24 protein-coding genes and 1 pseudogene are annotated in these 23,490 nt (G+C 67.0%); 18 read left to right on the forward strand and 7 right to left on the reverse strand.

Features of this window, described 5'->3' with window-relative positions; genetic code table 11:
- The first annotated feature begins 3 nt into the window (after positions 1-3).
- On the forward strand, positions 4-351 hold the full coding sequence (locus LPA44_RS04630; RefSeq protein WP_230888424.1) for a hypothetical protein: 348 nt from the start codon (positions 4-6) through the stop codon (positions 349-351).
- On the opposite strand, the gene LPA44_RS04635 is transcribed toward LPA44_RS04630, so the two are convergent.
- Positions 348-1,706 (reverse strand): DEAD/DEAH box helicase, encoded by a 1,359-nt coding sequence (locus tag LPA44_RS04635; RefSeq protein ID WP_230888425.1) that lies wholly within the window; start codon positions 1,704-1,706, stop codon positions 348-350. The genes LPA44_RS04630 and LPA44_RS04635 overlap by 4 nt on opposite strands.
- A 101-nt stretch (positions 1,707-1,807) precedes the next feature.
- Between LPA44_RS04635 and LPA44_RS04640 the strand changes: the two genes are divergently transcribed.
- The 3 genes from LPA44_RS04640 to LPA44_RS04650 all read left to right on the forward strand — a co-directional run bounded on the left by LPA44_RS04640 (position 1,808) and on the right by LPA44_RS04650 (position 7,029).
- Positions 1,808-2,398, forward strand: coding sequence for a nucleotide exchange factor GrpE (locus LPA44_RS04640; protein WP_230888426.1), 591 nt, complete (start codon positions 1,808-1,810; stop codon positions 2,396-2,398).
- A 184-nt stretch (positions 2,399-2,582) separates the two neighbouring features.
- The gene (gene dnaK, locus LPA44_RS04645; protein WP_230888427.1) at positions 2,583-4,472 is read left to right on the forward strand and encodes a molecular chaperone DnaK; all 1,890 of its coding nucleotides are present in this window, start codon (positions 2,583-2,585) and stop codon (positions 4,470-4,472) included.
- Between the two features lie 154 nt (positions 4,473-4,626).
- Positions 4,627-7,029, forward strand: a complete 2,403-nt coding sequence (locus LPA44_RS04650) for a DUF2298 domain-containing protein (RefSeq protein ID WP_230888428.1) — start codon at positions 4,627-4,629, stop codon at positions 7,027-7,029.
- Positions 7,030-7,069: 40 nt separating this feature from the next.
- Here the strand turns inward: LPA44_RS04650 and LPA44_RS18350 are convergent.
- Positions 7,070-7,180 (reverse strand): annotated as a pseudogene (locus LPA44_RS18350) (RNA-guided endonuclease TnpB family protein); the annotation flags it as partial.
- Positions 7,181-7,287: 107 nt separating this feature from the next.
- On the opposite strand from LPA44_RS18350, the gene dnaJ reads away from it, so the two are divergent.
- Positions 7,288-8,436, forward strand: a complete 1,149-nt coding sequence (gene dnaJ / locus LPA44_RS04655; protein ID WP_230888429.1) for a molecular chaperone DnaJ — start codon at positions 7,288-7,290, stop codon at positions 8,434-8,436.
- A 354-nt stretch (positions 8,437-8,790) separates the two neighbouring features.
- Here dnaJ and LPA44_RS04660 read toward each other — a convergent pair whose 3' ends face one another.
- On the reverse strand, positions 8,791-9,660 hold the full coding sequence (locus LPA44_RS04660) for a 3-hydroxyacyl-CoA dehydrogenase family protein (RefSeq protein WP_230888430.1): 870 nt from the start codon (positions 9,658-9,660) through the stop codon (positions 8,791-8,793).
- Positions 9,661-9,744: 84 nt separating this feature from the next.
- On the opposite strand from LPA44_RS04660, the gene LPA44_RS04665 reads away from it, so the two are divergent.
- The 8 genes from LPA44_RS04665 (at position 9,745) to LPA44_RS04700 (ending at position 15,898) form a co-directional block, all read left to right on the forward strand.
- On the forward strand, positions 9,745-10,425 hold the full coding sequence (locus LPA44_RS04665) for a DUF7409 domain-containing protein (protein WP_230888431.1): 681 nt from the start codon (positions 9,745-9,747) through the stop codon (positions 10,423-10,425).
- Positions 10,426-10,519: 94 nt separating this feature from the next.
- Positions 10,520-11,311, forward strand: coding sequence for a class I fructose-bisphosphate aldolase (locus tag LPA44_RS04670; protein WP_230888432.1), 792 nt, complete (start codon positions 10,520-10,522; stop codon positions 11,309-11,311).
- Positions 11,311-12,156 carry a class 1 fructose-bisphosphatase gene (locus LPA44_RS04675; RefSeq protein WP_230888433.1) on the forward strand — a complete coding sequence of 282 codons (846 nt, stop codon included), beginning with the start codon at positions 11,311-11,313 and terminating at the stop codon, positions 12,154-12,156. Before LPA44_RS04670 ends, LPA44_RS04675 begins: the two co-directional genes overlap by 1 nt.
- A gap of 29 nt (positions 12,157-12,185) precedes the next feature.
- Positions 12,186-12,875, forward strand: a complete 690-nt coding sequence (locus tag LPA44_RS04680) for an SOS response-associated peptidase (protein ID WP_230888434.1) — start codon at positions 12,186-12,188, stop codon at positions 12,873-12,875.
- A gap of 258 nt (positions 12,876-13,133) precedes the next feature.
- Entirely contained in the window at positions 13,134-13,901 is a 768-nt protein-coding gene (locus LPA44_RS04685) for a helix-turn-helix transcriptional regulator (RefSeq protein WP_230888435.1), read from the forward strand.
- 121 nt (positions 13,902-14,022) lie between these two features.
- Positions 14,023-14,439: a DoxX family protein gene (locus tag LPA44_RS04690; protein WP_230888436.1), complete on the forward strand. Its 417-nt coding sequence runs from the start codon at positions 14,023-14,025 to the stop codon at positions 14,437-14,439.
- 62 nt (positions 14,440-14,501) lie between these two features.
- Complete coding sequence (locus LPA44_RS04695) at positions 14,502-15,479, forward strand: aldo/keto reductase (RefSeq protein ID WP_230888437.1); 978 nt, start codon at positions 14,502-14,504, stop codon at positions 15,477-15,479.
- Positions 15,480-15,481: 2 nt separating this feature from the next.
- Positions 15,482-15,898 (forward strand): GIY-YIG nuclease family protein, encoded by a 417-nt coding sequence (locus tag LPA44_RS04700; protein WP_230888438.1) that lies wholly within the window; start codon positions 15,482-15,484, stop codon positions 15,896-15,898.
- A gap of 4 nt (positions 15,899-15,902) precedes the next feature.
- Here LPA44_RS04700 and LPA44_RS04705 read toward each other — a convergent pair whose 3' ends face one another.
- Both LPA44_RS04705 and LPA44_RS04710 read right to left on the reverse strand, forming a co-directional pair.
- A complete protein-coding gene (locus tag LPA44_RS04705; RefSeq protein WP_230888439.1) occupies positions 15,903-16,559 on the reverse strand; it encodes an RAD55 family ATPase in 657 nt (218 codons plus the stop codon).
- A 197-nt stretch (positions 16,560-16,756) separates the two neighbouring features.
- Positions 16,757-18,400: a potassium channel family protein gene (locus tag LPA44_RS04710; protein WP_230888440.1), complete on the reverse strand. Its 1,644-nt coding sequence runs from the start codon at positions 18,398-18,400 to the stop codon at positions 16,757-16,759.
- 70 nt (positions 18,401-18,470) lie between these two features.
- Here LPA44_RS04710 and LPA44_RS04715 point away from each other — a divergent pair, with 70 nt between their 5' ends.
- The 5 genes from LPA44_RS04715 (at position 18,471) to LPA44_RS04735 (ending at position 22,661) form a co-directional block, all read left to right on the forward strand.
- Positions 18,471-18,887, forward strand: coding sequence for a DUF4149 domain-containing protein (locus LPA44_RS04715; protein ID WP_230888441.1), 417 nt, complete (start codon positions 18,471-18,473; stop codon positions 18,885-18,887).
- Between the two features lie 109 nt (positions 18,888-18,996).
- Positions 18,997-21,588: a heavy metal translocating P-type ATPase gene (locus LPA44_RS04720; protein ID WP_230888442.1), complete on the forward strand. Its 2,592-nt coding sequence runs from the start codon at positions 18,997-18,999 to the stop codon at positions 21,586-21,588.
- Positions 21,589-21,668: 80 nt separating this feature from the next.
- Positions 21,669-21,872, forward strand: a complete 204-nt coding sequence (locus LPA44_RS04725; RefSeq protein WP_230888443.1) for a heavy-metal-associated domain-containing protein — start codon at positions 21,669-21,671, stop codon at positions 21,870-21,872.
- Positions 21,873-21,927: 55 nt separating this feature from the next.
- Positions 21,928-22,230: a PadR family transcriptional regulator gene (locus LPA44_RS04730; protein ID WP_230888444.1), complete on the forward strand. Its 303-nt coding sequence runs from the start codon at positions 21,928-21,930 to the stop codon at positions 22,228-22,230.
- Between the two features lie 149 nt (positions 22,231-22,379).
- Positions 22,380-22,661: a MarR family transcriptional regulator gene (locus LPA44_RS04735; protein ID WP_230888445.1), complete on the forward strand. Its 282-nt coding sequence runs from the start codon at positions 22,380-22,382 to the stop codon at positions 22,659-22,661.
- 66 nt (positions 22,662-22,727) lie between these two features.
- Here the strand turns inward: LPA44_RS04735 and LPA44_RS04740 are convergent, their stop codons facing one another.
- Both LPA44_RS04740 and LPA44_RS04745 read right to left on the reverse strand, forming a co-directional pair.
- The gene (locus LPA44_RS04740) at positions 22,728-23,099 is read right to left on the reverse strand and encodes a winged helix-turn-helix transcriptional regulator (protein ID WP_230888446.1); all 372 of its coding nucleotides are present in this window, start codon (positions 23,097-23,099) and stop codon (positions 22,728-22,730) included.
- A 90-nt stretch (positions 23,100-23,189) separates the two neighbouring features.
- Positions 23,190-23,459, reverse strand: coding sequence for a hypothetical protein (locus LPA44_RS04745; protein WP_230888447.1), 270 nt, complete (start codon positions 23,457-23,459; stop codon positions 23,190-23,192).
- Between the last annotated feature and the right edge of the window lie 31 nt (positions 23,460-23,490).

The following is a 23,490-nucleotide window of genomic DNA, read 5'->3' on the forward strand; positions in this document are numbered from 1 at the left end:
CGTATGAACCGGCGGACGCTGCTCCGACGGACGGCCGCCGCGAGCGTCGCCCTCCCGCTCGCGGGCTGCCTGCGAAGCGGCGACGACGAGGCCGGGCTGACGGTCGCCGAGTCCACGTACGAGGAAGGCGAGAACGGGAACGTCGTGGTCGTCGTCACCGTCAGCAACCCCTCCGGCCGCGAGGCGTCGGGGACGCTGTACGTCAACACCGAGTTCGACGACGAGGCCTACACGCGCGACCGAGAGGTCACCCTCGGCCCGAACGAGACGACGGTCGTCCGCGTCGAGTACGACGTCGCCTACGACGACGTCACGAACCCCAGTTGGAACACGGACCTCGTCGAGGACTAACGGCGGCGGTCAGCAACTCGTTCTTCCGCGGTGTCGGCGCTCACGAGTTCGTACAGTAGCGCACGCCCGCCATCTTCTTTGGGGCGGAGCACGCGCCCGAGGCGCTGCGTGAACTCACGCTCGCTGCCGCTGCCCGCGAACACCACCGCGACGTTCGCGTCCGGGACGTCCACGCCCTCGTCGAGGACGTTCGCCGTGACGACTCGCGAGTAGTCGCCGCTGCGGAACTTCTCCAGGATGGTCCGGCGCTCGCTGGCACCCGTCTCGTGGGTGATGGCGGGCAGGAGGAACTGCTCGGAGAGCCGGTAGACGAGGTCCGTCGACGCCGCGAACACGATGACGCGGTCGCGGCGGTGGCGGTCGAGGATGCCTTCGAGGCGCTGCACTTTCGCGTCGCTCTCGCGGACGATGCGGCGCGCGCGCTGTTTCGCGAGTAGTGCCTCCCGCGCTCGCGGATCGTTCCCGGAGCGCTTCACGAGTTCCTGGTAGTCACTGCCCGAGCGCAACTGGACGTTCGACTGCTTGAGGTAGTCCGTGAACGTCCCTTGGGCGTCCTCGTAGCGCTCGCGCTCCTTGGCTGTGAGCGGGACTTCGAGGCGCTTGACGTCGTACTCCGCGAGGTGATCGCCCGCGAGATCGTCCGCGGAGAGCCGGTAGACCACGTCACCGACGAGGTCCGCGACGACCTCGTGGGCGTTGTCCGGGCGCTCGAACGTCGCCGTCAGACCGAGACGGGCGGGCGCGGCGAGCAGGCGCGCGATGTTCTGGAACTCCTCGCCGCCGAGGTGGTGGACTTCGTCGAAGACGACGAGCCCGAACCGGTCGCCGAGGTCGTCCGCACGGAGGTACGCGGAGTCGTAGGTTGCCACCGTAATCGACTCGACTACTTGCTCGCCGCCGCCGAGTTGCCCGATATCGCAGTCGAACTCGGTCCCGAGTTCGCGCTTCCACTGCGTCAGCAGGTCGATGGTCGGCACGACGACGAGCGCCGACTTGCCGACCGCCTCGATGACCTTCAGGCCGATGACCGTCTTCCCCGAGCCAGTTGGTAGTTCGAGCACTCCGCGGCAGTCGTTGGCGGCCCACGCGTCGAGGGCGTCCTGCTGGTAGTCCCGGAGTTCGTAGGCGGATTCGACGTCAAGGTCGGCGGCGTGGAGCGCGTCGTCCTCGTAGGGAATCTCGCGCGCGTCGAGGTACGCGATGAGGTCGGCGTACCCCATCGCGGGCGCTCGTCCCGTCTCCGTTCGCTCGTCGTACTCGACGCCGGGCAGGCTGGCGACGCCGTCGATGGGCGGGCCGTCGCCGTCGTGCTCGACGCGGAGCGTGCCGTCCTCGAATGCCAGCCGGACTGTCACGCGGGGAGGTAGGAAGTGGACGCTAATTAGTCGTCGGACTCGGTGACACCGAGCACGGGCGTCCCGAAATCCGTAAACCCGAGTATCCGTTTCTGACGCACATGAGCAACGACGCCGAGCAGGCTGCCGACGCCGAAGATGCCAGCAGGGAGTCGCTGGCTGAGCGCGTCCGCGAGCACGACGAGGACCTCGGCGACGAGGTCGCGGACCTCGAAGCCCGCGTCGCGGAACTGGAGGACGACCTCTCCGAGGCGGAAGCCGAAATCGACGACCTGACGGAGCGACTGCAGGCCAAACAGGCGGACTTCCAGAACTACAAGCAGCGCGCGAAGCAGCGCCAGGAGGACATCCGGGAGCGCGCAACGGAGGACCTCGTCGAGCGCTTGCTGGACGTGCGGGACAACCTCGGTCGAGCGCTCGACGAGGAGTCCGGGGACGTGGACAGCCTCCGCGAGGGCGTGAAACTCACGCGCAAGGAGTTCGACCGCGTGCTCGACGCGGAGGGCGTCTCCGAAATTTCACCGTCCGCCGGCGAGGACGTCGACGCGCAGCGCCACGAAGTGATGATGCGCGTGGACAGCGACCAGCCCGAGGGCACGGTCGCAGACGTCTACCGCTCGGGCTACGAGATGGGCGGGAAAGTGCTCCGGCCCGCGCAGGTCACCGTCAGCGACGGTTCCGGCGACAAGTAACATCCCGCAGTTCTCAGATATTTTCGGCTGACGGCACATCGATAGCCCATCGGTTCGTGATAAATCCGCCGGCCCGTTTTTCCGGTAGTCGGGAAAACCGCAAGAGTGCGGCGACCTGCTCGTTCGTGGGACTCGATGACACTAGCAAGGCTTAAAGGGAAAACGCGGCTTACACACGGGTAACATGGCAAGTGAGAAGATTTTGGGCATCGACCTCGGCACCACGAACAGCGCGTTCGCGGTGATGGAAGGTGGAGACCCCGAAATCATCGTCAACAGCGAAGGCGACCGCACGACCCCCTCGGTGGTCGCGTTCGACGACGGCGAGCGCCTCATCGGGAAACCCGCGAAGAATCAGGCCGTCCAGAACTCCGACCAGACCGTCGCGTCCATCAAGCGCCATATGGGCGAGGACTACACGGTCGAACTCGACGGTGAGGAGTACACGCCGGAGCAGATTTCGGCGATGATTCTCCAGAAGATCAAGCACGACGCCGAAGAGTACCTCGGCCAGGACGTCGAGAAGGCCGTCATCACGGTCCCCGCGTACTTTAACGACAAGCAGCGCCAGGCGACGAAGAACGCCGGCGAAATCGCGGGCTTCGAGGTCGAGCGCATCGTCAACGAGCCGACCGCCGCGTCGATGGCGTACGGCCTCGACGAGGAACAAGACCAGACCGTCCTCGTCTACGACCTCGGCGGCGGCACCTTCGACGTCTCCATCCTCGACCTCGGTGGCGGCGTCTACGAGGTCGTCGCGACCAACGGGGACAACGACCTCGGTGGCGACGACTGGGACCAGGCCATCATCGACTACCTCGCCGACGAGTTCGAAAACGACCACGGCATCGACCTGCGCGACGACGAGCAGGCCCTCCAGCGGCTCAAGGACGCCGCCGAGGAAGCCAAAATCGAACTCTCCTCGCGTAAGGAGACGACCGTCAACCTCCCGTTCGTGACGGCAACCGACTCGGGTCCGGTCCACCTCGAACAGGACATCACGCGCGCCAAATTCGAGAGCCTCACCGCGGACCTCATCGAGCGCACCGTCGGCCCGACAGAGCAGGCTCTCGAGGACGCCGGCCTCTCGAAGAACGACATCGACGAAGTCATCCTGGTCGGTGGCTCCACGCGGATGCCCCAGGTCCAGGAGAAAGTCGAGGAACTCGTCGGCCAGGAGCCCAAGAAGAACGTCAACCCCGACGAGGCCGTCGCGCTCGGCGCGGCCGTTCAGGGCGGCGTACTCTCCGGCGAAGTCGACGACATCGTGCTCGTGGACGTCACCCCGCTCAGCCTCGGTATCGAGGTGAAGGGCGGGCTCTTCGAGCGCCTCATCGAGAAGAACACCGCCATCCCGACGACCGCGTCGAAGGTGTTCACGACCGCCGCAGACAACCAGACGAGCGTCCAGATTCGCGTCTTCCAGGGCGAACGCGAAATCGCCAACGAGAACGAACTGCTCGGTGACTTCCAGCTCACGGGCATCCCGCCGGCGCCCGCGGGCACCCCCGAAATCGAGGTCACGTTCGAAATCGACGCCGACGGCATCGTGAACGTCGAAGCCGAGGACAAGGGCTCCGGCAACGCCGAGTCCATCACCATCGAGGGCGGCGTCGGCCTTAGCGACGAGGAAATCGAGGAGATGCAGGAGGAGGCCGAACAGCACGCCGAGGAGGACGAGCAGCGCCGCGAGCGCATCGAGGCGCGCAACGAGGCCGAGACCGCGATTCAGCGCGCGAACAGCCTCCTCGAGGAGAACGAGGAACTCGTCGACGAGGACCTCGAAGCCGACGTGAACGACGAAATCGAGAACCTCGAAGACCTCCTCGACGAGGACGACGTCGACCCTGACGAGCTCGAGGACGCCACCGAGTCCCTCAGTAAAACCCTGCAGGAAATCGGCAAGCAGGCCTACCAGCAGGAAGCGCAGGCTGGCGCTGGCGGCGCCGGAGCCGGCATGGGCGGCATGGGTGGCATGGGTGGTGCAGGCCCCGGTGCTGGCGCTGACGGCGACGACGAGGAGTTCGTGGACGCCGACTTCGAAGACGTCGAAGAGGACGACGCAGACGAGTAACGCGACTCGCTGTCTGCCTCGGCTCAGGAGACGGCTAATCGAAACTGACGCGACCCGCCGAACGAATTTCTCGCTGCCGTTCTTCTACGTTCGAGAGCCGTGCTGAGGCCCCGATGACAGAAGGTTTATGCGCGGCGTGGTCCGCCACTTCGATATGTCAGACGCCGCCGTCGTCCTCCGTTGGCTCGTGTTGTACGGCGCGTTCCTCGTCGCCGCGCTGCCGATAGCCCGGCTGCTGTTCCCGTCCGCGCCCGACGACGGCGCAGGGTTCGCGATTCCAATCGCGACTGTCGTCGTCACAATGGTCGCGTTCTACGTCGGGCAGTTCAGTTTCGGGCCGTGGACCGCGCTCGTGAGCGTGGCGGCGCTGGTCGCGCTCGGTGCCGTGGGTCATCGGCTCGCGCAACGTCGCGGACTCGCCGACTACGACTGGAACCGGGTCGCGGGTGCGTTCGCGGTGTTCACGGTCGGGTTCGGGTTCGTGCTCGCTCTGCGGTCGATGAACCCCGTGATGAGCGGCTGGGGCGGCGAGAAGTTCCTCCACACCGGGCTGTTGAACGCCGTGCTGCGTGCAGAGGCGCTGCCGCCCGAGGACATGTGGTACGCGGGGAAGCCGGTGCGCTACTACTACGGGCTTCCCGTTTTCAACGCGGTCGGGGCGTTCTTCACGAACACGAGCGTAGAGTACGTCCACAACGTCGCGCTCGCGGGCTACTTCGGGACGCTCGTCGTGGGCGCGTACTCGCTGTGTGGGTGGATGACTCGGGACCGTGGCTACTCGCGGCGTCTCGGCGGCGCGCTCGGCGTGTTCTTCGTCGCGTTCGCCGGGAACGCCGTGACAATCGTCCGGTTCGCGCTCGGGCAGCTCCCCCGCGACCTCGCCGTGAAATGGGGACGGGCGGCGTTCAACCTGAACCGCTCGGACTACCCCCAGATTCTGTTCGAGCAGTCGTCGCTGTCCTCGTGGGGCTGGTGGGACACGCGCTACGTCGTCGAGGGCACGCTCCAGGAGTTCCCGCTGTACTCATTCGTGAAAGCAGACATGCACGGCCACACTGTGACGACCGGCTTCCTCGTGCTTTCGGCCGCGCTGGCGTACGCCTACGTACAGGCGCCGATGACCGCTCGCAAGCGCCGCGCCGGCCTGTTGTTCGGCGGACTCGGTACGGTCGCGGGCTACTTCGGCGTGACGAACACGTGGTCGCTACCGAGCGCCGTCGGGATGGCGTGGCTCGCGGTCGTCTACGCTGGCCCGCATCCCGCGACGCTCGTGCCGGGCCGCGTCGGGGAGCGAGTTCAGGCCGTCGCACCCAACCGGGACGAGTCGCGGCGCTCGCTCGTGCTCGCGGAGGCGTGGCGGACCGTGCTCGCGGCGGTCGTCGCCGCGGGCGTCGGCGTCGTCGGGTACGTGCTCGCGTCGCCATTCCTGCTCGCGAGCGTCCCGCCGAACGACGGCATCGGGCTGCTCCCGCCGCGTACGACTGCCGCCGGCGTGCTACTCATCTACGGCGCACTGTTCGCGCTGTTCGCGATGTACCTGTTCACGCGGCTCTCCGCCGTTGAGGACAGTAGCGCGACGGACGTGGCGAAAGCACTCGGCGCAGTCGCCGTCGTGGTCGGCATCGGCGCGCTCGTCGGTGACCTCGGTGCCATCGTTGTCCTCCTGCCAGTCGTCGCGGGCGCGTGGCTCGCGATGCGCTTCCGAGAGTCGGCGGGCTTCGAGGCGATGCTCGTCGTGGGCGGCATCGGCCTCGTGCTCGCGATGGAACTTGTCCACGCCAAGGTTCACCCGTTCGAGCTCGCGCGCTGGAACACGACGCTGAAAGTCGCCATCCAGGGGTGGGTGTTCTGCGGGCTCGCTGCCGGTCCCATCGCCACGATTCTCGTCGGCGACGTTCGAGACTCCGCGCCCTCGCTGGCCGAGATCCGGCAGTCCAGCGCGGCGATCGCCATGACCGCCGTCTCGGTCGTGCTCGCGGTCGTGCTCGTCTCCTCAGCGCTGTTCGCGCCCCTTGTCGTTGCGACGGACGTCGTCGAACCGTATCAAGACGGAGTAGAGCCATCGCTGGACGGGTACGCCCAACACCGGGCCGACCACCCGCAGGAGGTCGCCGCAATGGAGTGGTTCGAGGACGAAGTGAGTGAGACGCAGTCAGTGCTCTGGATGGAGCGCGAAACCGGGACGCCGCCGTTTGTCGAGAAGCCGGGGCTGAGTCGCGGCTGGCAGAACCCCGTCTCGACGCTCACGGGGCTGCCGACGGTCGCGGGCTGGTTCCACGAGACCGGCTACCGCGGCGACGCGCCGTACTACCAGCGCGTTGACGACGTCGGCATCATCTACGAGACGAACAACGCGCGCTCGCGCGCCGTCCTCCTCGACAAACACGATGTTCAGTACGTCTGGGTCGGTCCGCTCGAACGCGAGGAATACGACGTCGGGTCGCTTGAAAGCGACCCCGGTATCGAAGCGGCCTACCGGAACGAAGCGGTCACCATCTACGAAGTCCACCACGACGAACTCGTCAACCAGTCCACCGAGATATCCTCCTCGCCGTAAACGGCGAGACTTCCCGTACCGCAGTGGGATATTTGCCGGTCTACAACACGACTTGTTCTCTCGGTTTGAACGTCCCGCTGTCGCGGTCGAACAACTGTGTCGAGGGCTGTGCCACACAGCCGTTACTCCTATCCTCACCGTGAGGACTCGGAATCGCCCGGAGGCATCCCGCACCGAATCGGATTCGACGGCGTCGCCGCGCCCAACGCCGACAAGCGCGCGTTTCAAGTGTCTCAATCGGATACGTACGCATAACTGATGAGCGAGGACTTCTACGAAGCTCTCGGCGTCTCCCGGGACGCCTCCGAGGAGGAGATCAAGCGGGCGTACCGCGAGAAGGTCTCGGAGTACCACCCGGACGTCAACGACGATCCCGACGCCGAAGAGAAGTTCAACAAGATACAGACGGCCAAGGACGTCCTCACCGACGAGGAGAAGCGACAGCGCTACGACCAGCTCGGTCACGAGCGCTTCACGGAAGCCGAGAAGCGCGGCGGCGCCGATGGTGGCGCGGGCGGCATGGGCGGCGGCCCGTTCGGCGGCGCTGGCGGCGGGGGAGCCGGCGGGATGGGCGACATCTTCGACCAGTTCTTCGGCGGTGGCGGCCGCGGCCAGCAGGGCGGCCCCCAGCCCGGTCGCGACCTCCGCACCCGCCTCACTATCTCGCTCGAAGAAGCCTACGAGGGCGTCCAGAAGCAGGTCACCGTCCGACGGCCCGAAGCGTGCCCCGACTGTGACGGCGCGGGCTACCCCGAGGACGCCGACGTGCGGACGTGCCCGCAGTGCGACGGCCAAGGGCAGGTGACGCAGGTCCGGCAGACCCCGCTCGGCCGCGTCCAGCAGACCCAGGAGTGTTCGCGCTGCGGCGGCGACGGCGAACTCGCCTCCGAGACGTGTTCGACCTGCAGCGGGCAAGGACAGGTCCGTGAACAGGCGACGCTCACTGTGGACGTGCCCGCCGGCATCCGTTCCGGGCAGACGCTCCGCATGGACGGCGAAGGCGCGCCGGGCGACCGCGGCGCCCGCAACGGGGACCTGCTCGTCGAAGTCGACGTCGAAGACCACCCGGACTTCGAGCGCGACGGCAACGACCTCCACCACCGACACGCCGTCTCGTTCCCCCAGGCCGTCTTCGGCGACGAAATCGAAGTCCCCACGCTCGACGGCGGCGCGACCTTCGACCTCGACGCCGGCACCCAGAGCGGCGAAACCTTCCGCCTCAAAGGCAAGGGGATGCCCCGGCTGCGCGGCCGCGGCAGCGGCGACCTCTACGTCACTGTGCAGGTCGTCACGCCGGAGTCCCTCAACGACGAACAGCGCGAAGCCCTCGAGCAGTTCGCGGAAGCCGGCGGCGAAGAAATCGACGTCGACCAGGGCTTCTTCGAGAAACTGAAGAGTAGCTTCTAAGGCACGTTTTGCGCTGAGGGCGCGCTCCGCGCGCCCTCAACAAAACCTTCACTAAAAGCACTCCTCCTTCGGTTCGTTCGCTACGCTCACCCCCTCAGTCGTCGGCCCGAGCGCTCACTGCGTTCGCGCTCGGTGAACCGCTCGCCTCGTCCTCTTCGAGGCGCTCGGCTCGCAGATGCTTGGCTACCAGTTTCTCGGCTGGCAACGGTACCACCTCTCGCGTAGGTTCAAGTAAGAAGCCGGGACCAACCCGTGACCTAACAGCCGCCCGGTGTGCTCAGATGTGGAACGGCGGCAGCGCACACCGGAATCCGTTCGCCGTCTGCAAGCTCTTCGTGGACGATTCGGGTCCGCTTACAGCTTCTCGTCGTAGTCGTAGAACCCCTTCCCGGTCTTCTTCCCAAGGTCGCCGGCGTCGACCTTGCGCTTGAGGAGGTACGCGGGCTTGTAGCGGTCACCGAGCTCCTCGTGGAGCGTCTCGCTGGCGTCGTAACAGATATCGAGGCCGATGTGGTCGGCCAGTTCGAGGGGCCCCATCGGGACGTTCGTGCCGAGTTTCATTCCCTTGTCGATGTCCTCCTTCGTGGCGACGCCCTCGTCGAACGCGCGGATGCCCTCGTTGATCCACGGCATCAAGATTCGGTTCGTCACGAACCCGGGCTTGTCGTCGGACTCCCACGTCTCCTTGCCGAGAGCTTCGGCGAAGCCGTGGGCGAGGTCGACGACCTCCTCGCTGGTCTTCTCGCCGACAACAACCTCCACGCCGGTCATGATGGGGACTGGGTTCATGAAGTGGAGGCCGACGATGTGGTCCTCGCGTTGTGTCGCGGCTGCGATGGTCGTAATCGAGAGCGTCGACGTGTTCGTCGCCAGCGGCACGTCGTCGGGGACTTCGTCGTCCAACTCCGCGAAGATGTCCCGCTTGATGTCCATATTCTCGACGGCCGCCTCTACGACGAGGTCCGACTCCGAGAAGTCCTCAAGGTCGGTCGTCCCCACGATGCGGTCGCGGATGTCGCCGCGCTCGTCGGCGTCGACCTCGCCCCTCTCCACGAGGCGGTCCAGAGATTCCTCGATGCGGTCGAAGCCCTGCTCGACGAACTCCGTCTCGATGTCCCGCATCACGACGTCGTAGCCGGCGGTCGCGGCGACCTGCGCGATGCCGGCACCCATCGTGCCAGCGCCGACGACGCCGACCGTCTCGATGTCTTGGAGGTCTCGCATAGCCGCGACTGCGACTGGCTGACACCTAAGGATGCCGGAACGTGGAAACACTCAAGCACCTCCGGGGGCTTCGTCCCAGCAACTGTGGCAGACGAGGACACGCGGGACGCGTTGCTGTCGCTGAGCTGCGTCGGGCCAGCGACCGCGGATGTCCTCGTCGACACCGGCGTGGACGCCCGAGACCTCGAATCGAAGGCGGTCTCGCATGCCGAACTCGTCGAACTTGGCGTCAACCCCGGGGTCGCCGCACGCATCCGCCGTGAGCACTCCCTCCAGTGGTCGTTCGAGGGCGGCCAGGACCTCGACCGACGCGCCGAGCAAGTGCGAGGCCTCCACGACGAGGAGCGTGAGTGGGTCGCTGCGAGCTACGGTGAGGACGAGGCGTCCGCCGACGGCAGCGGGGACGCGACCGCCGAGGAGTCGGCGTGGCGCAAGCAGCCCGTCACTCCGAGCGGCGGTGCAGAGACCGGCGTCGACGAAACCGAGGACGAGGCTGCGTGGCGCGAGCGATCGTGGCCAAACGGCGACGACGGTGAGGCGTCGCCCGAGCGCGACGAGCGCGAGTGGCGCGAGCAGTCGACGCCGACGCCCGTGACCGCCGTCGACGGCGTCGACGGCCGCGACGCGGAGCTGTTGGCTCGCGCGGGTGTGACCTCGGTCAGGAGCCTCGCGACTGCGCACGTCGAGCACGTCGCGGACTCGCTGGGCATCTCCGAGGGCGAGGTCGCGGCGTGGAAGCGCGCCGCCGCCGATCTCGAACAGTAGTTACTCGGAGTGCAGTAAATATGCATATAACCGGCGTCTCGGCGCGGCTCGCGGACAGTTAGACACTTATACGTCCTCGCCACACGTGCAGTTGATGCGTCCCTTCGAGGACTCTCCGATTTCGCGCGACGGGAAGGTACTGATTCTCGCGTACGACCACGGGCTCGAACACGGCCCGGTGGACTTCGAGGAAGTGCCCGAGACGATGGACCCCGGCAACGTCTGGGACATCGCCACCCACGACGCGGTGTCGGCGATGGCCGTGCAGAAGGGCATCGCCGAGGCGTACTACCCCTCCTACGAGGACGACGTGAACCTGCTCGCGAAGCTCAACGGCACGTCGAACCTCTGGATGGGCGAGCCCGATTCGGCGGTGAATTGGTCGGTCGACTACGCCGCCGAACTCGGCGCGGAAGCCATCGGCTTCACGCTGTACGGCGGCTCGAACAACGAAATCGAGATGGCCGAGGAGTTCCGGCGCGCCCAGGAGGCCGCCCGGGATTACGACCTCCCGGTCGTGATGTGGTCGTATCCGCGCGGGCAGGGCCTCAAGAACGACACGTCGCCGGACACCATCGCGTACGCGGCGCGGCAGGCGCTGGAACTCGGCGCGGACGTCGCGAAGGTAAAGTACCCGGGGAGCACGGACGCGATGTCGCACGCCGTCGACATGGCGGGGCCGACGGACGTCGTGATGTCCGGCGGGTCGAAGACTAGCGACCGCGACTTCCTCGAGAGCGTCAAGGGTGCCGTCGACGCCGGCGCGAAGGGGCTGGCGGTCGGCCGGAACGTCTGGCAGCGCGAGGAACCCGAACCGTTCCTCGACGCGCTCGAAGCAGTCATCTACGAGGAGACGAGCGTCGACGAAGCACTCGGCCGAATCTGATGGTCGTCGAGGCAGTCTTCGACGTCGTCGCCGACGCCGCCCCCGAGATTCGTGACGGCCTTCCCAAGCGCCGCACGAAAGCGGCGACCGAGAACGTCTCCGGGGACGTGCAACTGGAGGCGGACCTGTGGGCCGACGACCTGCTGTTCGAGCGGTTCGCCGACATCGACGGCGTGAATTGGTACGCCAGCGAGGAGCGCGACACCCTCGAAGTCGTCGGGGACGCCGACGACGGCTACGCGGTCGCCGTCGACCCACTGGACGGCTCCTCGAACGTGAAGTCGAACAACCCCTGTGGGACCGTCGTCGGCGTCTACGACGAGCGACTGCCCGCCTCCGGCCGGAGCCTCGTCGCCGCAGGGTTCGTGCTGTACGGTCCGATTACGACGATGACGGTCGCTCGTGACGGCGAGGTCACCGAGTACCTCGTCGAGGACGACGGGCGCACGGACCTTGGCCCCGTCGAGCTTCCCGACGACCCGGTCGTCTACGGGTTCGGCGGGCGCGTGCCGGACTGGACCGCCGACTTCGAGTCGTTCGTCCGCGACGTCGAGGACGAGCTGAAACTCCGCTACGGCGGCGCGATGATTGCGGACGTGAACCAGGTGTTGACGTACGGCGGCGTCTTCGGGTATCCGGGGCTGCAGTCCCGTCCGGAAGGCAAACTCCGGGCACACTTCGAGTCGATGCCCATCGCGTTCGTCGTCGAGCAGGCCGGCGGCGCGTCCAGCGACGGCTCGCAGTCGCTGCTCGACGTCGAGCCTGAGACGCTCCACGAGCGCGTGCCGACGTTCGTCGGGAACCAGTCGGTCGTCGACGACCTCGAAGCCGCGCTACCGGACTGACTTTTACCGTCCAGTCCTTCTTCGCGGGTATGTGTGGCCGGTACGCGCTGTTCAGCGACCCGGAGGACCTCGCCGCGGAGTTCGGCTTGGACGACGCCAGCTACGAGGCGACGTACAACGCCGCGCCCTCGGAGGAGTTGTCCGTCCTCTTGGACGACGACCCGGCGGCGTTCTCGACGGCGCGCTGGGGGCTGGTGCCGTCGTGGTCCGAGGGCCCGAAGGCCGGTCCCGACCCGATCAACGCTCGCGCGGAGACGCTGACCGAGCGCCGGCTGTTTGCGGAGGCGTACCGGGAACGGCGGTGCCTGGTACCCGCGGACGGGTTCTACGAGTGGGCCGAGACCGGCGACAGCAAGCAGCCGTACTTCGTCACGCGGGCCGACGGCCGGCCGCTCCTGCTGGCGGGGCTGTGGGAGACGTGGACGCCCGAGCAGAAACAGACCGGGCTCGGCGAGTTCGGGAGTGGCGGCCCGAGTCGAGACGCCGAACCGATGCGGTCGTTCACCGTCGTCACGACTGAACCCAACGACTTCCTCGCGGATTACCACCATCGGATGGCGGTCGTGCTCGACCCCGAGGCGGGCGAGCGGTGGCTGTCCGCGGACGACCCCAGCGACCTCCTCGAACCGAGCGACGTCGAGTTACAGGCGTGGCCGGTGTCGCAGGCGGTCAACAATCCGGCGAACGACCGGCCGGAACTCGTGGAGTCGGTTGCGTAGCTGGACGGAATCGGGAGTACTAGACGGAACCGTGGCTACGAGATGTTCTGTCGGCGCTCCGGTAGCCGCCGACAAATTGCCGGCGGCGTGGAGCATGTCAGAGGCACAGCCGGTGTTCGTACACCAGCACCCAACTGTCGATACGCGGAGGCCTTCACGTTACCGCTTGCACACCCACTCGGAAACCGAAGAAGAGTGATAACCCTGCCGGTCATTTATATACTCGTAGTCAGTAGTTGACACTCGTCCGGTGACACGATGACCGAAGCCGACAACGCCGTCGCGTTGCTCGCCCAGCGCGCGGAGCTGCTGCGCCCGCTCCGGGACGGCCCACGCGCGAAGCAGGATCTCGCGGCGGCACAGTCGGTCTCGCGGTCGACCGTCGACCGCGCGGTGCGCACGCTCGAAGCACACGGGTTCGTCGCCCGCGACGACGCCGTCTCGCTCACGCTCCGCGGGCGCCTCGCGCTCGACGCCTACGACGACTTCGTGGACCTTCTCGACGCGCTCGACACCGCGGGCGACCTGCTGGACGTGCTGCCAGCGGACGCGACAATCGACGGCGCGCTGCTGCGCGGCGCGGACGTCGTGCAGTCGAACCCCGTCGCGCCACAGCGCCCGTACGTCGCGTACCAGTCGGTCGTCGAGGAGGCGACCGCGATACGGGGCTTCGCGCCGGCCGTCCTCGACGAGAACGTCTCCCAATTCCGCGACCGCATCGTGGACGGAGCGGCACCGGTCGACCTCACCGTCGCGCCCGCGGCGCTGGACGAACTCGTCTCGTCGCACGCCGACGCCGTCGAGGAGGCGCTCGGAACCGGTCGGTTGACGCTCCGAGAGGCGACCACGGTGCTCGACTACGGACTCGTGCTCGCCGAGCAGCCCGAGCGCACGGTCGTCTGCGCGCTCGTCTTCGACGACCATGGGCTCGCTGGCGTCGTCGAGAACGACGAGCGCCACGCCATTGAGTGGGCCCATAGCATCTACGAGCGGATTCGGGAAGACGCCGAGCTACTTCACGGCTAGGAGGGGTTTCGTCTCGTTTCCGGATTGCAGACCGAAAGCGGGTGACACGCGCGGCTACAACTGGTTTCAGTCGGACGGCTCTGCTCCCGGATATGTCGCACAACACAGGGGGTGAGCGTTTGTGGCGATAACCGGAAGTGCTGGGGCGTTCCTGCTGGTGGGCCGCGTGCTGTTCGGCGGCCTCATCGCGTTCCAGGGTGTCAACCACTTCATGAACGTCGACCAGCTCACGGGCTACGCGGACGCGAAGGGCGTGCCCGCGCCGCGCGTCGGCGTCGTCGCGTCGGGCGTAATGTTGATACTCGGCGGCCTCTCCATCCTCGCCGGCGCGTACGCGACCATCGGCGCGGGCATGGTCGCGGTGTTCCTCCTCGTCACGTCGCCCGCGATTCACGACTTCTGGGCGGCGTCCGAGGAGCAAGCCCAGAGCGAGATGACCGACTTCATCAAGAACGGCGAGCTGCTCGGTGCGGCGCTGACGTTCCTCGCGATTAGCGGCATGGAGTGGGGGTATGCGGTCGGCGTCGGCCTCTTCTGAGGCTCCCACTCGCGACTTCCGCCGGGCGAACGCCTTTGAGCGACGCGGCCGACACCTCGCGTATGGAGTACACGACACTCGGCGATACTGGGTTGGAGGTCTCCCGAATCTGTCTCGGTTGCATGAGTTTCGGCTCCTCGGACTGGCGGCCATGGGTGCTAGACGAGGAAGAGGCGCGCCCCGTCATCGAGCGCGCCATCGAGTTGGGCGTGAATTTCTTCGACACCGCGAACATGTACTCGATGGGAGAGAGCGAGCGCGTGCTCGGGAACGTGCTCGCGGACTACGACCGCGACGCGCAGGTCGTCGCCACGAAGGGGTACTTCCAGATGGACCCGGACGACCCGAACTCCGGCGGGCTCTCCCGGAAGGCCATCGAGCAGGAGTTAGACAACTCGCTCGACCGCCTCGGGATGGAGACGGTGGACCTCTACCAGACCCACCGCTGGGACTATGACACGCCCATCGACGAGACGCTGGCGGCGCTCACGGACGCCGTGCGGCGCGGGAAGACGCGCTACATCGGGACGTCCTCGCAGTGGGCCCACCAGTTCGCGGACGCGTTGCACACCAGCGAGCGCGAGGGCTACGAGCGGTTCGCGACGATGCAGAACCACTACAACCTCGTCTACCGGGAGGAAGAACGCGAGATGCTGCCGCTCTGCGAGAAGGAGGGCATCGGCGTGATGCCGTGGTCGCCGATGGCGCGCGGCTACCTCACGCGACCCCACGAGGACGTCAAAGCCACCCAGCGCGGCGCCAGCGAGAAGCGCCTCTACGAGCACCCCTACCGGCAGGGCGGCGGCCCGGAAGTCAACGAGCGCGTGCAGGAGCTCGCCGACGAGAAGGACGTGAAGATGGCCCAAATCGCGCTTGCGTGGCTGTTCCACAAGGACCGCGTGGACGCGCCCATCGTCGGCACGTCCAGCGTCGAACACCTAGAGGATGCCGTCGAAGCCCTCGACATCGACCTCCCGGACTCGGACATCGACTATCTTGAGGAGCCCTACGAGCCCGTGCCCGCCTCGGGCCACGAGTGAGGATGCAACCGGGCACGTACACGCTGCTCGTGGAACTCGCGGCACCGGCGACCGTCGAATTCGGCGCGCGCGGCGAGTACGACCTCGACGCGGGCTGGTACGCGTACACCGGCCGCGCGTTCGGCGCTGGCGGACTGACGCGCGTCGAACGCCACCAGCGGCTCGCACGCGGTAAGTCCGACGCCCGCCACTGGCACGTCGACTACCTGCTCGGGCACCCGGAGTCACGCATCAGGGAAGTCTACGTCACCGAGAACGAGGAAATCGAATGCGAGACCGCACGCGCGCTGAACGAGGCTGGAACGCCGCTTGCGGGCTTGGGTGCGACGGATTGCAAGTGCGCTACGCACCTCGCATACAGTCCGGAGAGGGAATTAGTCGTTGAGGTCGCTGCCGCGCGTCACGAACGCCAGTTCTAGGCCGTCACTCCACGACGGTCCACTCAGTCGGCACGTCCGTGACGCCGCGGACACGGACTTCGCGGTCGCCGTCGTCGTTCAGCCGGACGTCGACGACGCCGTCGAACAACTGACTGATGGTGTTGATGGTCTGGTCGTCGTGGCTCTCCGGGTCGACGGAGAACACGCCCAGCCAGCCCTGTGACTGTATCTGGCTCGTGAACACGTGGAGGAACCGGAAGAGCCGCTGGAGGTCGACGTACATCAACAGGGGGGACAGCGAGTCGAAGCCCACGCGGAGCCGGTCGACGCCCGCGTCGGCGGCGCTGCGCGCGACTTCCGAGAACTCGATGCCCATCCCGGTCAGGTCGCCCGGCGAGGAGACGTAGTGGGTGTTGTCGCCGTTCGTAGCGCTGCCGCTCTGCGTGCTGACGCAGTCGATGATGCGGAGGAACCGGGGCTCCGCGCCGACCGCGTCAGCGTACTCGTTGGCCACCTCCTCCGCCGGGTCGCGGGCAGTCACGATGACAGAGCCGTCGCCGTCGGCCTCGCCGCGCTCCAGCAGCGACAGGAGGAGTTCGCGCTTACCAGACATCGCCGGGCCGCTCAACAGGAGGTTCGTGCCGTCGTCGAACCCCGAAACGAGCCCGGTGGGGAGCACCCCGTCGACGTTGTACGTCATTTGTACGGGCGAAACCGACGTCACCTCGGCCTGTTCCGCTTGCTGATAGTTGCACGGAGACACATAAGTATGTGCGGGATAGCGGGCCCCACGCCGGTTTCAACGGTGGATAACGTCCTACTGCGGCAGTACGCCCACGTCCGGCGTGCGCGCTCGCTGGCGAGCTATCACTTCCGGGACGTTTCTCGAGGGCGCGGTCACGGCGGACCCGCGTGCACGCCCGCAACCTCGTTGAACCGTGCGACGTCCGCGTCCGCGCCCACCACGACGAGCGCGTCCTCCTCTCGAATCCGGAAGTCGGCGTCGGGCTGGGAGACGACGTCGCCGTTGCGCTGGACCGCGACCACCGTACAGCCGGTGCGAGCGCGGACGTCCGCCTCCGCGAGCGTCTGGCCGACGAGCGCCGGTGCCTCGGTGCGCACGACGTCGATTTGCTTGTCGAGGGCCATCACGTCCTCGTCGAGGATGGTCTGGGCGAGCATCCGGCCGGCGACGGTCGCCAGCGACAGCACGTAGTCCGCGCCCGCCGCGTACAGTTTGCGGGCGCTCTCGGTGTCGTTCGCCCGGCAGAGAATCTCTACGCGCTCGCTCTCCTCGCGGGCGACGAGCGTGGCGAACACAGTCGAGGTGTCGTCGCCGAGCGCGAGTACGAGCGCGGTTGCGTCCTCGATGCCCGCGCTGCGTAGCGTCCCGCCCTCTGTGGCGTCCCCGACGACGTCCACGCCGGGGCGGTCCTCAATGTCCACGACCGTCGTGTCGATGTCTTCCTCGTCGAGCACCTCGCGGACGGTCGACCCGACCTCGCCGTACCCCGCGACGACGACGTGCTTGTCGCCCTGTTCGTCGGTGGGCGCGAGCGTGCGCTCCTCGAAGGCTTCGAGGTCGTCCTCGCGTCCGGCGACCAGTAACACGGTGTTGCGCGTGAGTTCGCGGTCGGGGTCCGGGGAGCCGACGAACTCGCCGGCGAACCACGCGCCGACCGCGTTCACCCCGCCGGGTTCGAGCAGGTCAGTGTCGCCGAGCGTGGCGCCGTCGAGGTCACTGCCGTACTGGACGGGCATCTCCACGACCTCGAAGTCCTCGCCGATTTCGACCGCGTCCCCGAGCTGCGACGTGATGGTCGTCGTGACGTTGCGCGCGAGACTGCGCCCGAGAATCTCCCGCGGCCCGAGCACGCGGTCCGCGCCCGCGTATCGGAGGTACTCCGCCAGCGAAGGGTCCTCCACGAAACACACCGTCTGGACGTCGGGCGCGAGGTCGCCGACGGTCAACGCGATGGTGGCGTTGCGCTCATCGCTCTCGTCAAGGACGACCGTGCGGGCGTCCGCGACGTTCACGCGTTCGAGACCGCGCTCGGTCTCCGGGTCGCCGTGGACTGCCTGCCAGCCGTCCTCGTACAGCGAGAGTGCGGTGTCGCGGTCGTCGGTGAGGACGACGTACTCGACGCCCTGTGCGTCCAGTTCCGCCGCGAGCGTCTCGTCGCGCGCCCCGAACCCGCAGATGACGACGTGGTTTTCGAGGTCGACGCTGCGCGGCGGCTCGACCTCCAGGCGGTCCTCCATCCATGGCACGACGAACAGCGGCAGCGTCAGGAAAATGAGGAAGACGCCGCTGAGCTGCATCACGACGACCGTAATCAGCATCACGTTCGACGTCCACGGCGCGTACTCGCCGTACCCAGTGGTGGTGAACGTCTGCCCGACGAATTGGAGGGACTCGACGTAGGTGAGCTCGCGGCCCTCGAAGAACGCCATCCCGTGCTTGAACGCGACGGTGTACGTCGCCGCGACGGCCACGAGGAGGCCGGCGTACGCGAGCACGCGGCGCTCCTGTCTCGACATCGCTGTGAGGTACCCGTGCACTGGACTTAAAACCCGAACGTTGAGAGGGGTGGCCGCCGAGGTGGTGGACATGAGTCTCGTCTCGCTCGTCGTGCACGCCGCGCTCGGCATATGGCTCGGCAGCATCGTCTTCTTCTCGTTCGTCGCCGCGCCCGCGCTGTTCGACGAACTCGGCGAGGAGCGCGCCGGCGACGCGGTCAACGTCGTCTTCCCGCGCTACTACTCGTTCGGCATCTGGATGGGCACAGTCGTGCTTGTCGTGTGGGCGCTCGGCCCGACCGTCGCCAACGTCGCCGAGCCGCCGCTGATTGCGGACGTCGGCGTCGTGGCGGCGTTCCTCGCGAACCTCTACGCGCGCTACCAGCTGATTCCGAAGATGGAGGCCGCCGGCGCCGACGCGTTCGCGCGCTACCACAAGCAGTCCGTCGGCCTGAACCTCGTCGCGCTCGTGGGGCTCGCCGCCGCGTTCGCCGTGCTCCACCTGTAAGTCGCGCACCAGATCCGACCAGTCGCTTTGGATTCGAAGGTTCGGGCGATTTCTTAGTTTGCTTCCGAAGGGACAACTCGCTTGAACGATTAGACCGTACTAGTTCCCAATGACAGAGCGACGAGTCCACATCGACGTCTCGGGGATGACGTGCGCGAACTGCGCGTCCACCGTGTCGGACGCGGTTACGTCCCTCGACGGCGTCCACGACGCCGACGTGAATTTCGCGACGGACGGCGGCGCTGTCGAGTACGACGCCGACGAGGTGTCGCTGGCCGAAATCTACGCGGCCATCGAGAACGCCGGCTACGACCCCGTCGACGATGACCGGACGATTTCGGTGACGGACATGTCGTGCGCGAACTGCGCGACGACCATCGAGGACGCCGTCGGCGACGTACCGGGAGTAATCTCGGTGGACGCGAACTACGCCACCGACGAGGTCAGCGTCCGCTACAACCCCGCGGAGGTGGACTTCGACGACATCTACGCCGCTATCGAAGAGGCGGGCTACACGCCCGTCCGCGAGGAGAGCGGGGAGGACGGCGAGAGCACCGACGACAGACGGAGTGCCGCCGACGCAGCGCGCGAGGCCGAGACCCGCCGCCAGCGCAACCTCACGCTGTTTGGCGCGCTGCTGTCCGTGCCGCTGTTGTTCTTCGTCGTGGAGACCCACCTCCTCGGCGGCGGTATTCTCCCGGAGACCGTCTTCGGCGCGCGCTTCGGCTGGGTGGAGTTCCTGCTCGCGACGCCGGTCTACGCCGTGCTCGGCCGCGAGTTCCTGGAGAACTCCTACAAGGCGCTCGTGAAGAACCGGACCGCGAACATGGACGTGCTCATCGCGCTTGGCTCGACGACCGCATACGGCTACTCGGTCGTCGCACTGCTCGGTATCCTCCCGGAGGCGGGCCTGTACTTCGACACGGCCGCGCTCATCCTCGTGTTCATCACGCTCGGGAACTATCTCGAAGCGCGCTCGAAGAGCCAGGCCAGCGACGCCCTCCGGAAGCTGCTGGAGATGGAGGCCGACACCGCGACCGTCGTTCGCGAGGACGGCAGCGAAGAAGAGATTCCGCTCTCCGAGGTCGAGGTCGGCGACCGGATGAAGGTGCGGCCCGGCGAGAAGATTCCCACTGACGGCGTGGTTGTCAAGGGGGAGTCCGCGGTCGACGAGTCGATGGTCACTGGCGAGTCGGTGCCGGTCTCGAAGGAGCCCGGCGACGAGGTGGTCGGCTCCACGGTCAACGAGAACGGCGTGCTCGTCGTGGAGGCGACGAAGGTCGGCGAGGACACGGCCATCCAGCAAATCGTCCAGACGGTCAAGGAGGCCCAGTCGCGCCAGCCCGAGATTCAGAACGTCGCCGACCGCATCTCCGCGTACTTCGTGCCCGCGGTCATCGCCAACGCCGTCTTCTGGGCAGTCGTCTGGTACGCGTTCCCCGACGCGCTGGCAGGCGTCGTCGGCGCGCTCCCGTTGTGGGGCGTCGTGGTCGGCGGACCAGCGGCAGTGGGTGTCTTCGAGTTCAGCGTCGTCGTGTTCGCGTCAGCGGTGCTCATCGCGTGCCCCTGCGCGCTCGGGCTCGCGACGCCCGCGGCGACGATGGTCGGCACGAGCATCGGCGCACAGAACGGCGTCCTGTTCAAGGGTGGCGACGTCTTGGAGCGCGTCCGCGACGTCGACACGGTCGTCTTCGACAAGACGGGCACGCTCACCACCGGCGAGATGGAACTGACCGACGTCGTCGCCATCTCGGACGAGGAGCACGCGGCCCCGGACGGCGGCGAGCTCGCGGCGCCCGAATCCGGAGCGGCGGGCGACGAGTCGTTCATCCTCCGGTTGGCAGCAGCCGCCGAATCCGGCAGCGAGCACCCGCTCGGTCAGGCAATCGTCGATGGCGCACGCGAGCGCGGCGTCGACGTCGGCGACGCCGAGGACTTCGAGAACGTCCCCGGACAGGGCGTGAAGGCGACCGTTGACGGACGCGAAGTGCTCGTCGGCAACCGGAAACTCCTCGAGGACGCGGGCGTCGACGTCGCGCCTGCGGAAGCCGAGATGGAGCGCCTCGAACGCGAGGGGAAGACCGCGATGCTGGTCGCCGTCGATGGCCGCGTCGCGGGCGTCGTCGCGGACGCCGACACCGTCAAGGAGAGTTCCGCACGCGCTGTCTCCGAACTCCGCGAGCGCGGCGTCGACGTCCACGTCATCACGGGCGACAACGAGCGCACCGCGCGTGCCGTCGCCGAGCAGGTCGGGGTCGATCCCGATAACGTTCGCGCGGGCGTACTCCCCGACGAGAAGGCCGACGCCGTCGACGACATTCAGGCGGACGGCACGCAGGCGATGATGGTCGGGGACGGCGTCAACGACGCGCCCGCGCTCGCGACGGCGTACGTCGGGGTCGCCATCGGCTCCGGGACGGACGTCGCCATCGAGGCCGCGGACGTCACGCTGATGCGCGACGACCCCTACGACGTCGTGAAGGCCATCCGCGTCAGCGAGGGGACGCTCTCGAAAATCAAGCAGAACCTCTTCTGGGCGCTGGGCTACAACACCGCGATGATTCCGCTGGCGTCGCTGGGGCTGCTCCAACCGGTCCTGGCGGCGGTCGCGATGGCCATCTCAAGCGTCAGCGTGCTCACGAACAGTCTGCTGTTCAGGCGATACACGCCAGACGAGGACTATCGGCTGTTCGGCCGGTAGCAGACGCCGCCAAGGTTCTTCCGCCGCTCTCGCGGGAAGCCGAAAAACCCTAGCCGGCGGGTCGTGTACGTGCTGTCGACATGACGACGACACTTACCGTCGAAGGCATGGGATGTGAGGGCTGCGAGGACATCGTCGAGAACGCGCTGTCCGGCGTGGCCGGCGTCGAGGAGGCAACCGCGGACCACGAGGAAGGCGTCGCGACCGTCGAGGGCGACGCCGACGTCGAGGACCTCGTGGAGTCGGTAGAGTTCGCGGGCTACGAAGCGGCGCTCGCCGACTGACTGTAGTTAACTTCCCGGCGAAATAGTTATAATTTTACGAAGAGTGAGACCGTCTATGGGACAGCGTGACGAGACGACGGGCTTCCAGCGGGACATCCTCTGCGTGCTCTGCGGGCTCGACGACCCGAAGGGCATGGAGATTCAATCGGAACTCGAATCGTATTACGGCTCGGAGGTGTTGCACGCCCGCGTCTACCAGAACCTCGACTCGCTGGCCGAGCGCGGCCTCGTCGAGAAGGGCGAACGCGACTCCCGGACGAACTACTACCGCATCACGGACGCGGGCCGCGACGCCGTCCAGGACGTCCTCGCGTGGAAGCGCACGTACACCGAAGACGTCCACGCGGACACCGTGTAGCGGCCCGGCCATCCTCGCGCCGTACCGCATACTCGCCCGGAATAGCGTCGCGTTTCCCCGCCACGAATACGGGGCGGTTACCCAACGGTAACTGGCTCACACCTCCGTTACCGAGCGCTAAAGGGGGTGGCGTCCCCACTGTATAGTAGATGACGACGACCGACGAACTCGTTCAGGACCTACCCCCGAGTGCGAAGCTCGTGCTGAAAGTACTGGAGTACAACGGCGGACTCACACAGAAGCAAATCGTCGAGAACTCCCGGCTCTCCCAGCGCACGGTCCGGGACGCCCTCGACCGCCTCCAAGACGCGGACGTCGTAGAGAAGGACATCTACATCCCGGACGCCCGGCAGAACCTCTACCGACTCTCCATCGACGAGAGCGAGGAGGATGTCGAACAGGAAGCGGAAGCCGAAGCCGTTCTCGACTAGCGGTTCCTCCGGTCGTCGCGTTTCGATACGTTCGGAGCAACAGGTTTTTTCGCCCGTTCGCGACGCTCAGACGAGCGACGCCGCTTCTTCGTCGACCGGTTCGAGGTGTTCGTTCCCCCAGTTTTCGAGCGCGGTCACGACCGGTTCCAGCGACTCGCCGAGTTCAGTGAGCGCGTACTCGACGCGGACGGGTTTCTCGCTGACGATGGTCCGGGAGACGACCTGCTTCTCCTCGAGGTCGTCGAGGCTCTCGGAGAGCACCTTGCTGGAGATGCCGTCGACTTCCTCCTGGAGGGCGTTGAAGCCGAGCGGGCCGCGCGTGAGCAGCCGGTGGATGATGACCGGGTGCCACTTCTTCCCGACGAGGGAGGCCGTCGCGGTAATCGAACACCAGCCGTCCCCGGGACACCACGCGGGCAACTGCTCGGTATCGCTCATGTCTCCCAGTAGGGGTGACCGCCAGTTAAGGCTACCTAACGATAGCCCCTTACGTAATCGTAATCGGCTCCGCGGGGCCACGTGGCCCACTCACTCCTCGCCGCGCCCGAATGGCGAGAGCCCCTTCCATCCCGTGAGTGTGCCGATATCGTCGACGACGTCCGCGAGCGCGCCACGAGTTCGCTCCTCGCCGACAACCCACTCGCCGTCGCGCTCGATGGCCTCGAAGGCCCGCTCGTTCGTCTCGTCGAAGTAGATGGGGACGCCCGTCGCGTCGACGCCGACGAGCCGCGCGCCCTCGACGTGTTCGGGGACGTCGGTGAGCGGGTCCGTCGGCGCGTCCGGGTTGATGCCTGCCATGGTCGACGTGAGCGCCGCCCCGCCTATGAAC

Source organism: Halobacterium sp. KA-4, assembly GCF_021028995.1.
GTDB lineage: Archaea > Halobacteriota > Halobacteria > Halobacteriales > Halobacteriaceae > Halobacterium.

What these genes read in the sequence shown, in the direction of transcription:
- LPA44_RS04740 (WP_230888446.1), bottom strand. Translation starts at nt 23,099, where the DNA reads ATGAGCGATACCGAGCAGTTGCCCGCGTGGTGTCCCGGGGACGGCTGG.
- LPA44_RS04735 (WP_230888445.1), top strand. Translation starts at nt 22,380, where the DNA reads ATGACGACGACCGACGAACTCGTTCAGGACCTACCCCCGAGTGCGAAG.
- dnaJ (WP_230888429.1), top strand. Translation starts at nt 7,288, where the DNA reads ATGAGCGAGGACTTCTACGAAGCTCTCGGCGTCTCCCGGGACGCCTCC.
- LPA44_RS04670 (WP_230888432.1), top strand. Translation starts at nt 10,520, where the DNA reads ATGCGTCCCTTCGAGGACTCTCCGATTTCGCGCGACGGGAAGGTACTG.
- dnaK (WP_230888427.1), top strand. Translation starts at nt 2,583, where the DNA reads ATGGCAAGTGAGAAGATTTTGGGCATCGACCTCGGCACCACGAACAGC.
- LPA44_RS04680 (WP_230888434.1), top strand. Translation starts at nt 12,186, where the DNA reads ATGTGTGGCCGGTACGCGCTGTTCAGCGACCCGGAGGACCTCGCCGCG.
- LPA44_RS04705 (WP_230888439.1), bottom strand. Translation starts at nt 16,559, where the DNA reads ATGACGTACAACGTCGACGGGGTGCTCCCCACCGGGCTCGTTTCGGGG.
- LPA44_RS04710 (WP_230888440.1), bottom strand. Translation starts at nt 18,400, where the DNA reads ATGTCGAGACAGGAGCGCCGCGTGCTCGCGTACGCCGGCCTCCTCGTG.
- LPA44_RS04695 (WP_230888437.1), top strand. Translation starts at nt 14,502, where the DNA reads ATGGAGTACACGACACTCGGCGATACTGGGTTGGAGGTCTCCCGAATC.
- LPA44_RS04675 (WP_230888433.1), top strand. Translation starts at nt 11,311, where the DNA reads ATGGTCGTCGAGGCAGTCTTCGACGTCGTCGCCGACGCCGCCCCCGAG.
- LPA44_RS04725 (WP_230888443.1), top strand. Translation starts at nt 21,669, where the DNA reads ATGACGACGACACTTACCGTCGAAGGCATGGGATGTGAGGGCTGCGAG.
- LPA44_RS04630 (WP_230888424.1), top strand. Translation starts at nt 4, where the DNA reads ATGAACCGGCGGACGCTGCTCCGACGGACGGCCGCCGCGAGCGTCGCC.
- LPA44_RS04640 (WP_230888426.1), top strand. Translation starts at nt 1,808, where the DNA reads ATGAGCAACGACGCCGAGCAGGCTGCCGACGCCGAAGATGCCAGCAGG.
- LPA44_RS04730 (WP_230888444.1), top strand. Translation starts at nt 21,928, where the DNA reads ATGGGACAGCGTGACGAGACGACGGGCTTCCAGCGGGACATCCTCTGC.
- LPA44_RS04715 (WP_230888441.1), top strand. Translation starts at nt 18,471, where the DNA reads ATGAGTCTCGTCTCGCTCGTCGTGCACGCCGCGCTCGGCATATGGCTC.
- LPA44_RS04745 (WP_230888447.1), bottom strand. Translation starts at nt 23,459, where the DNA reads ATGGCAGGCATCAACCCGGACGCGCCGACGGACCCGCTCACCGACGTC.
- LPA44_RS04685 (WP_230888435.1), top strand. Translation starts at nt 13,134, where the DNA reads ATGACCGAAGCCGACAACGCCGTCGCGTTGCTCGCCCAGCGCGCGGAG.
- LPA44_RS04660 (WP_230888430.1), bottom strand. Translation starts at nt 9,660, where the DNA reads ATGCGAGACCTCCAAGACATCGAGACGGTCGGCGTCGTCGGCGCTGGC.
- LPA44_RS04700 (WP_230888438.1), top strand. Translation starts at nt 15,482, where the DNA reads ATGCAACCGGGCACGTACACGCTGCTCGTGGAACTCGCGGCACCGGCG.
- LPA44_RS04650 (WP_230888428.1), top strand. Translation starts at nt 4,627, where the DNA reads ATGTCAGACGCCGCCGTCGTCCTCCGTTGGCTCGTGTTGTACGGCGCG.
- LPA44_RS04720 (WP_230888442.1), top strand. Translation starts at nt 18,997, where the DNA reads ATGACAGAGCGACGAGTCCACATCGACGTCTCGGGGATGACGTGCGCG.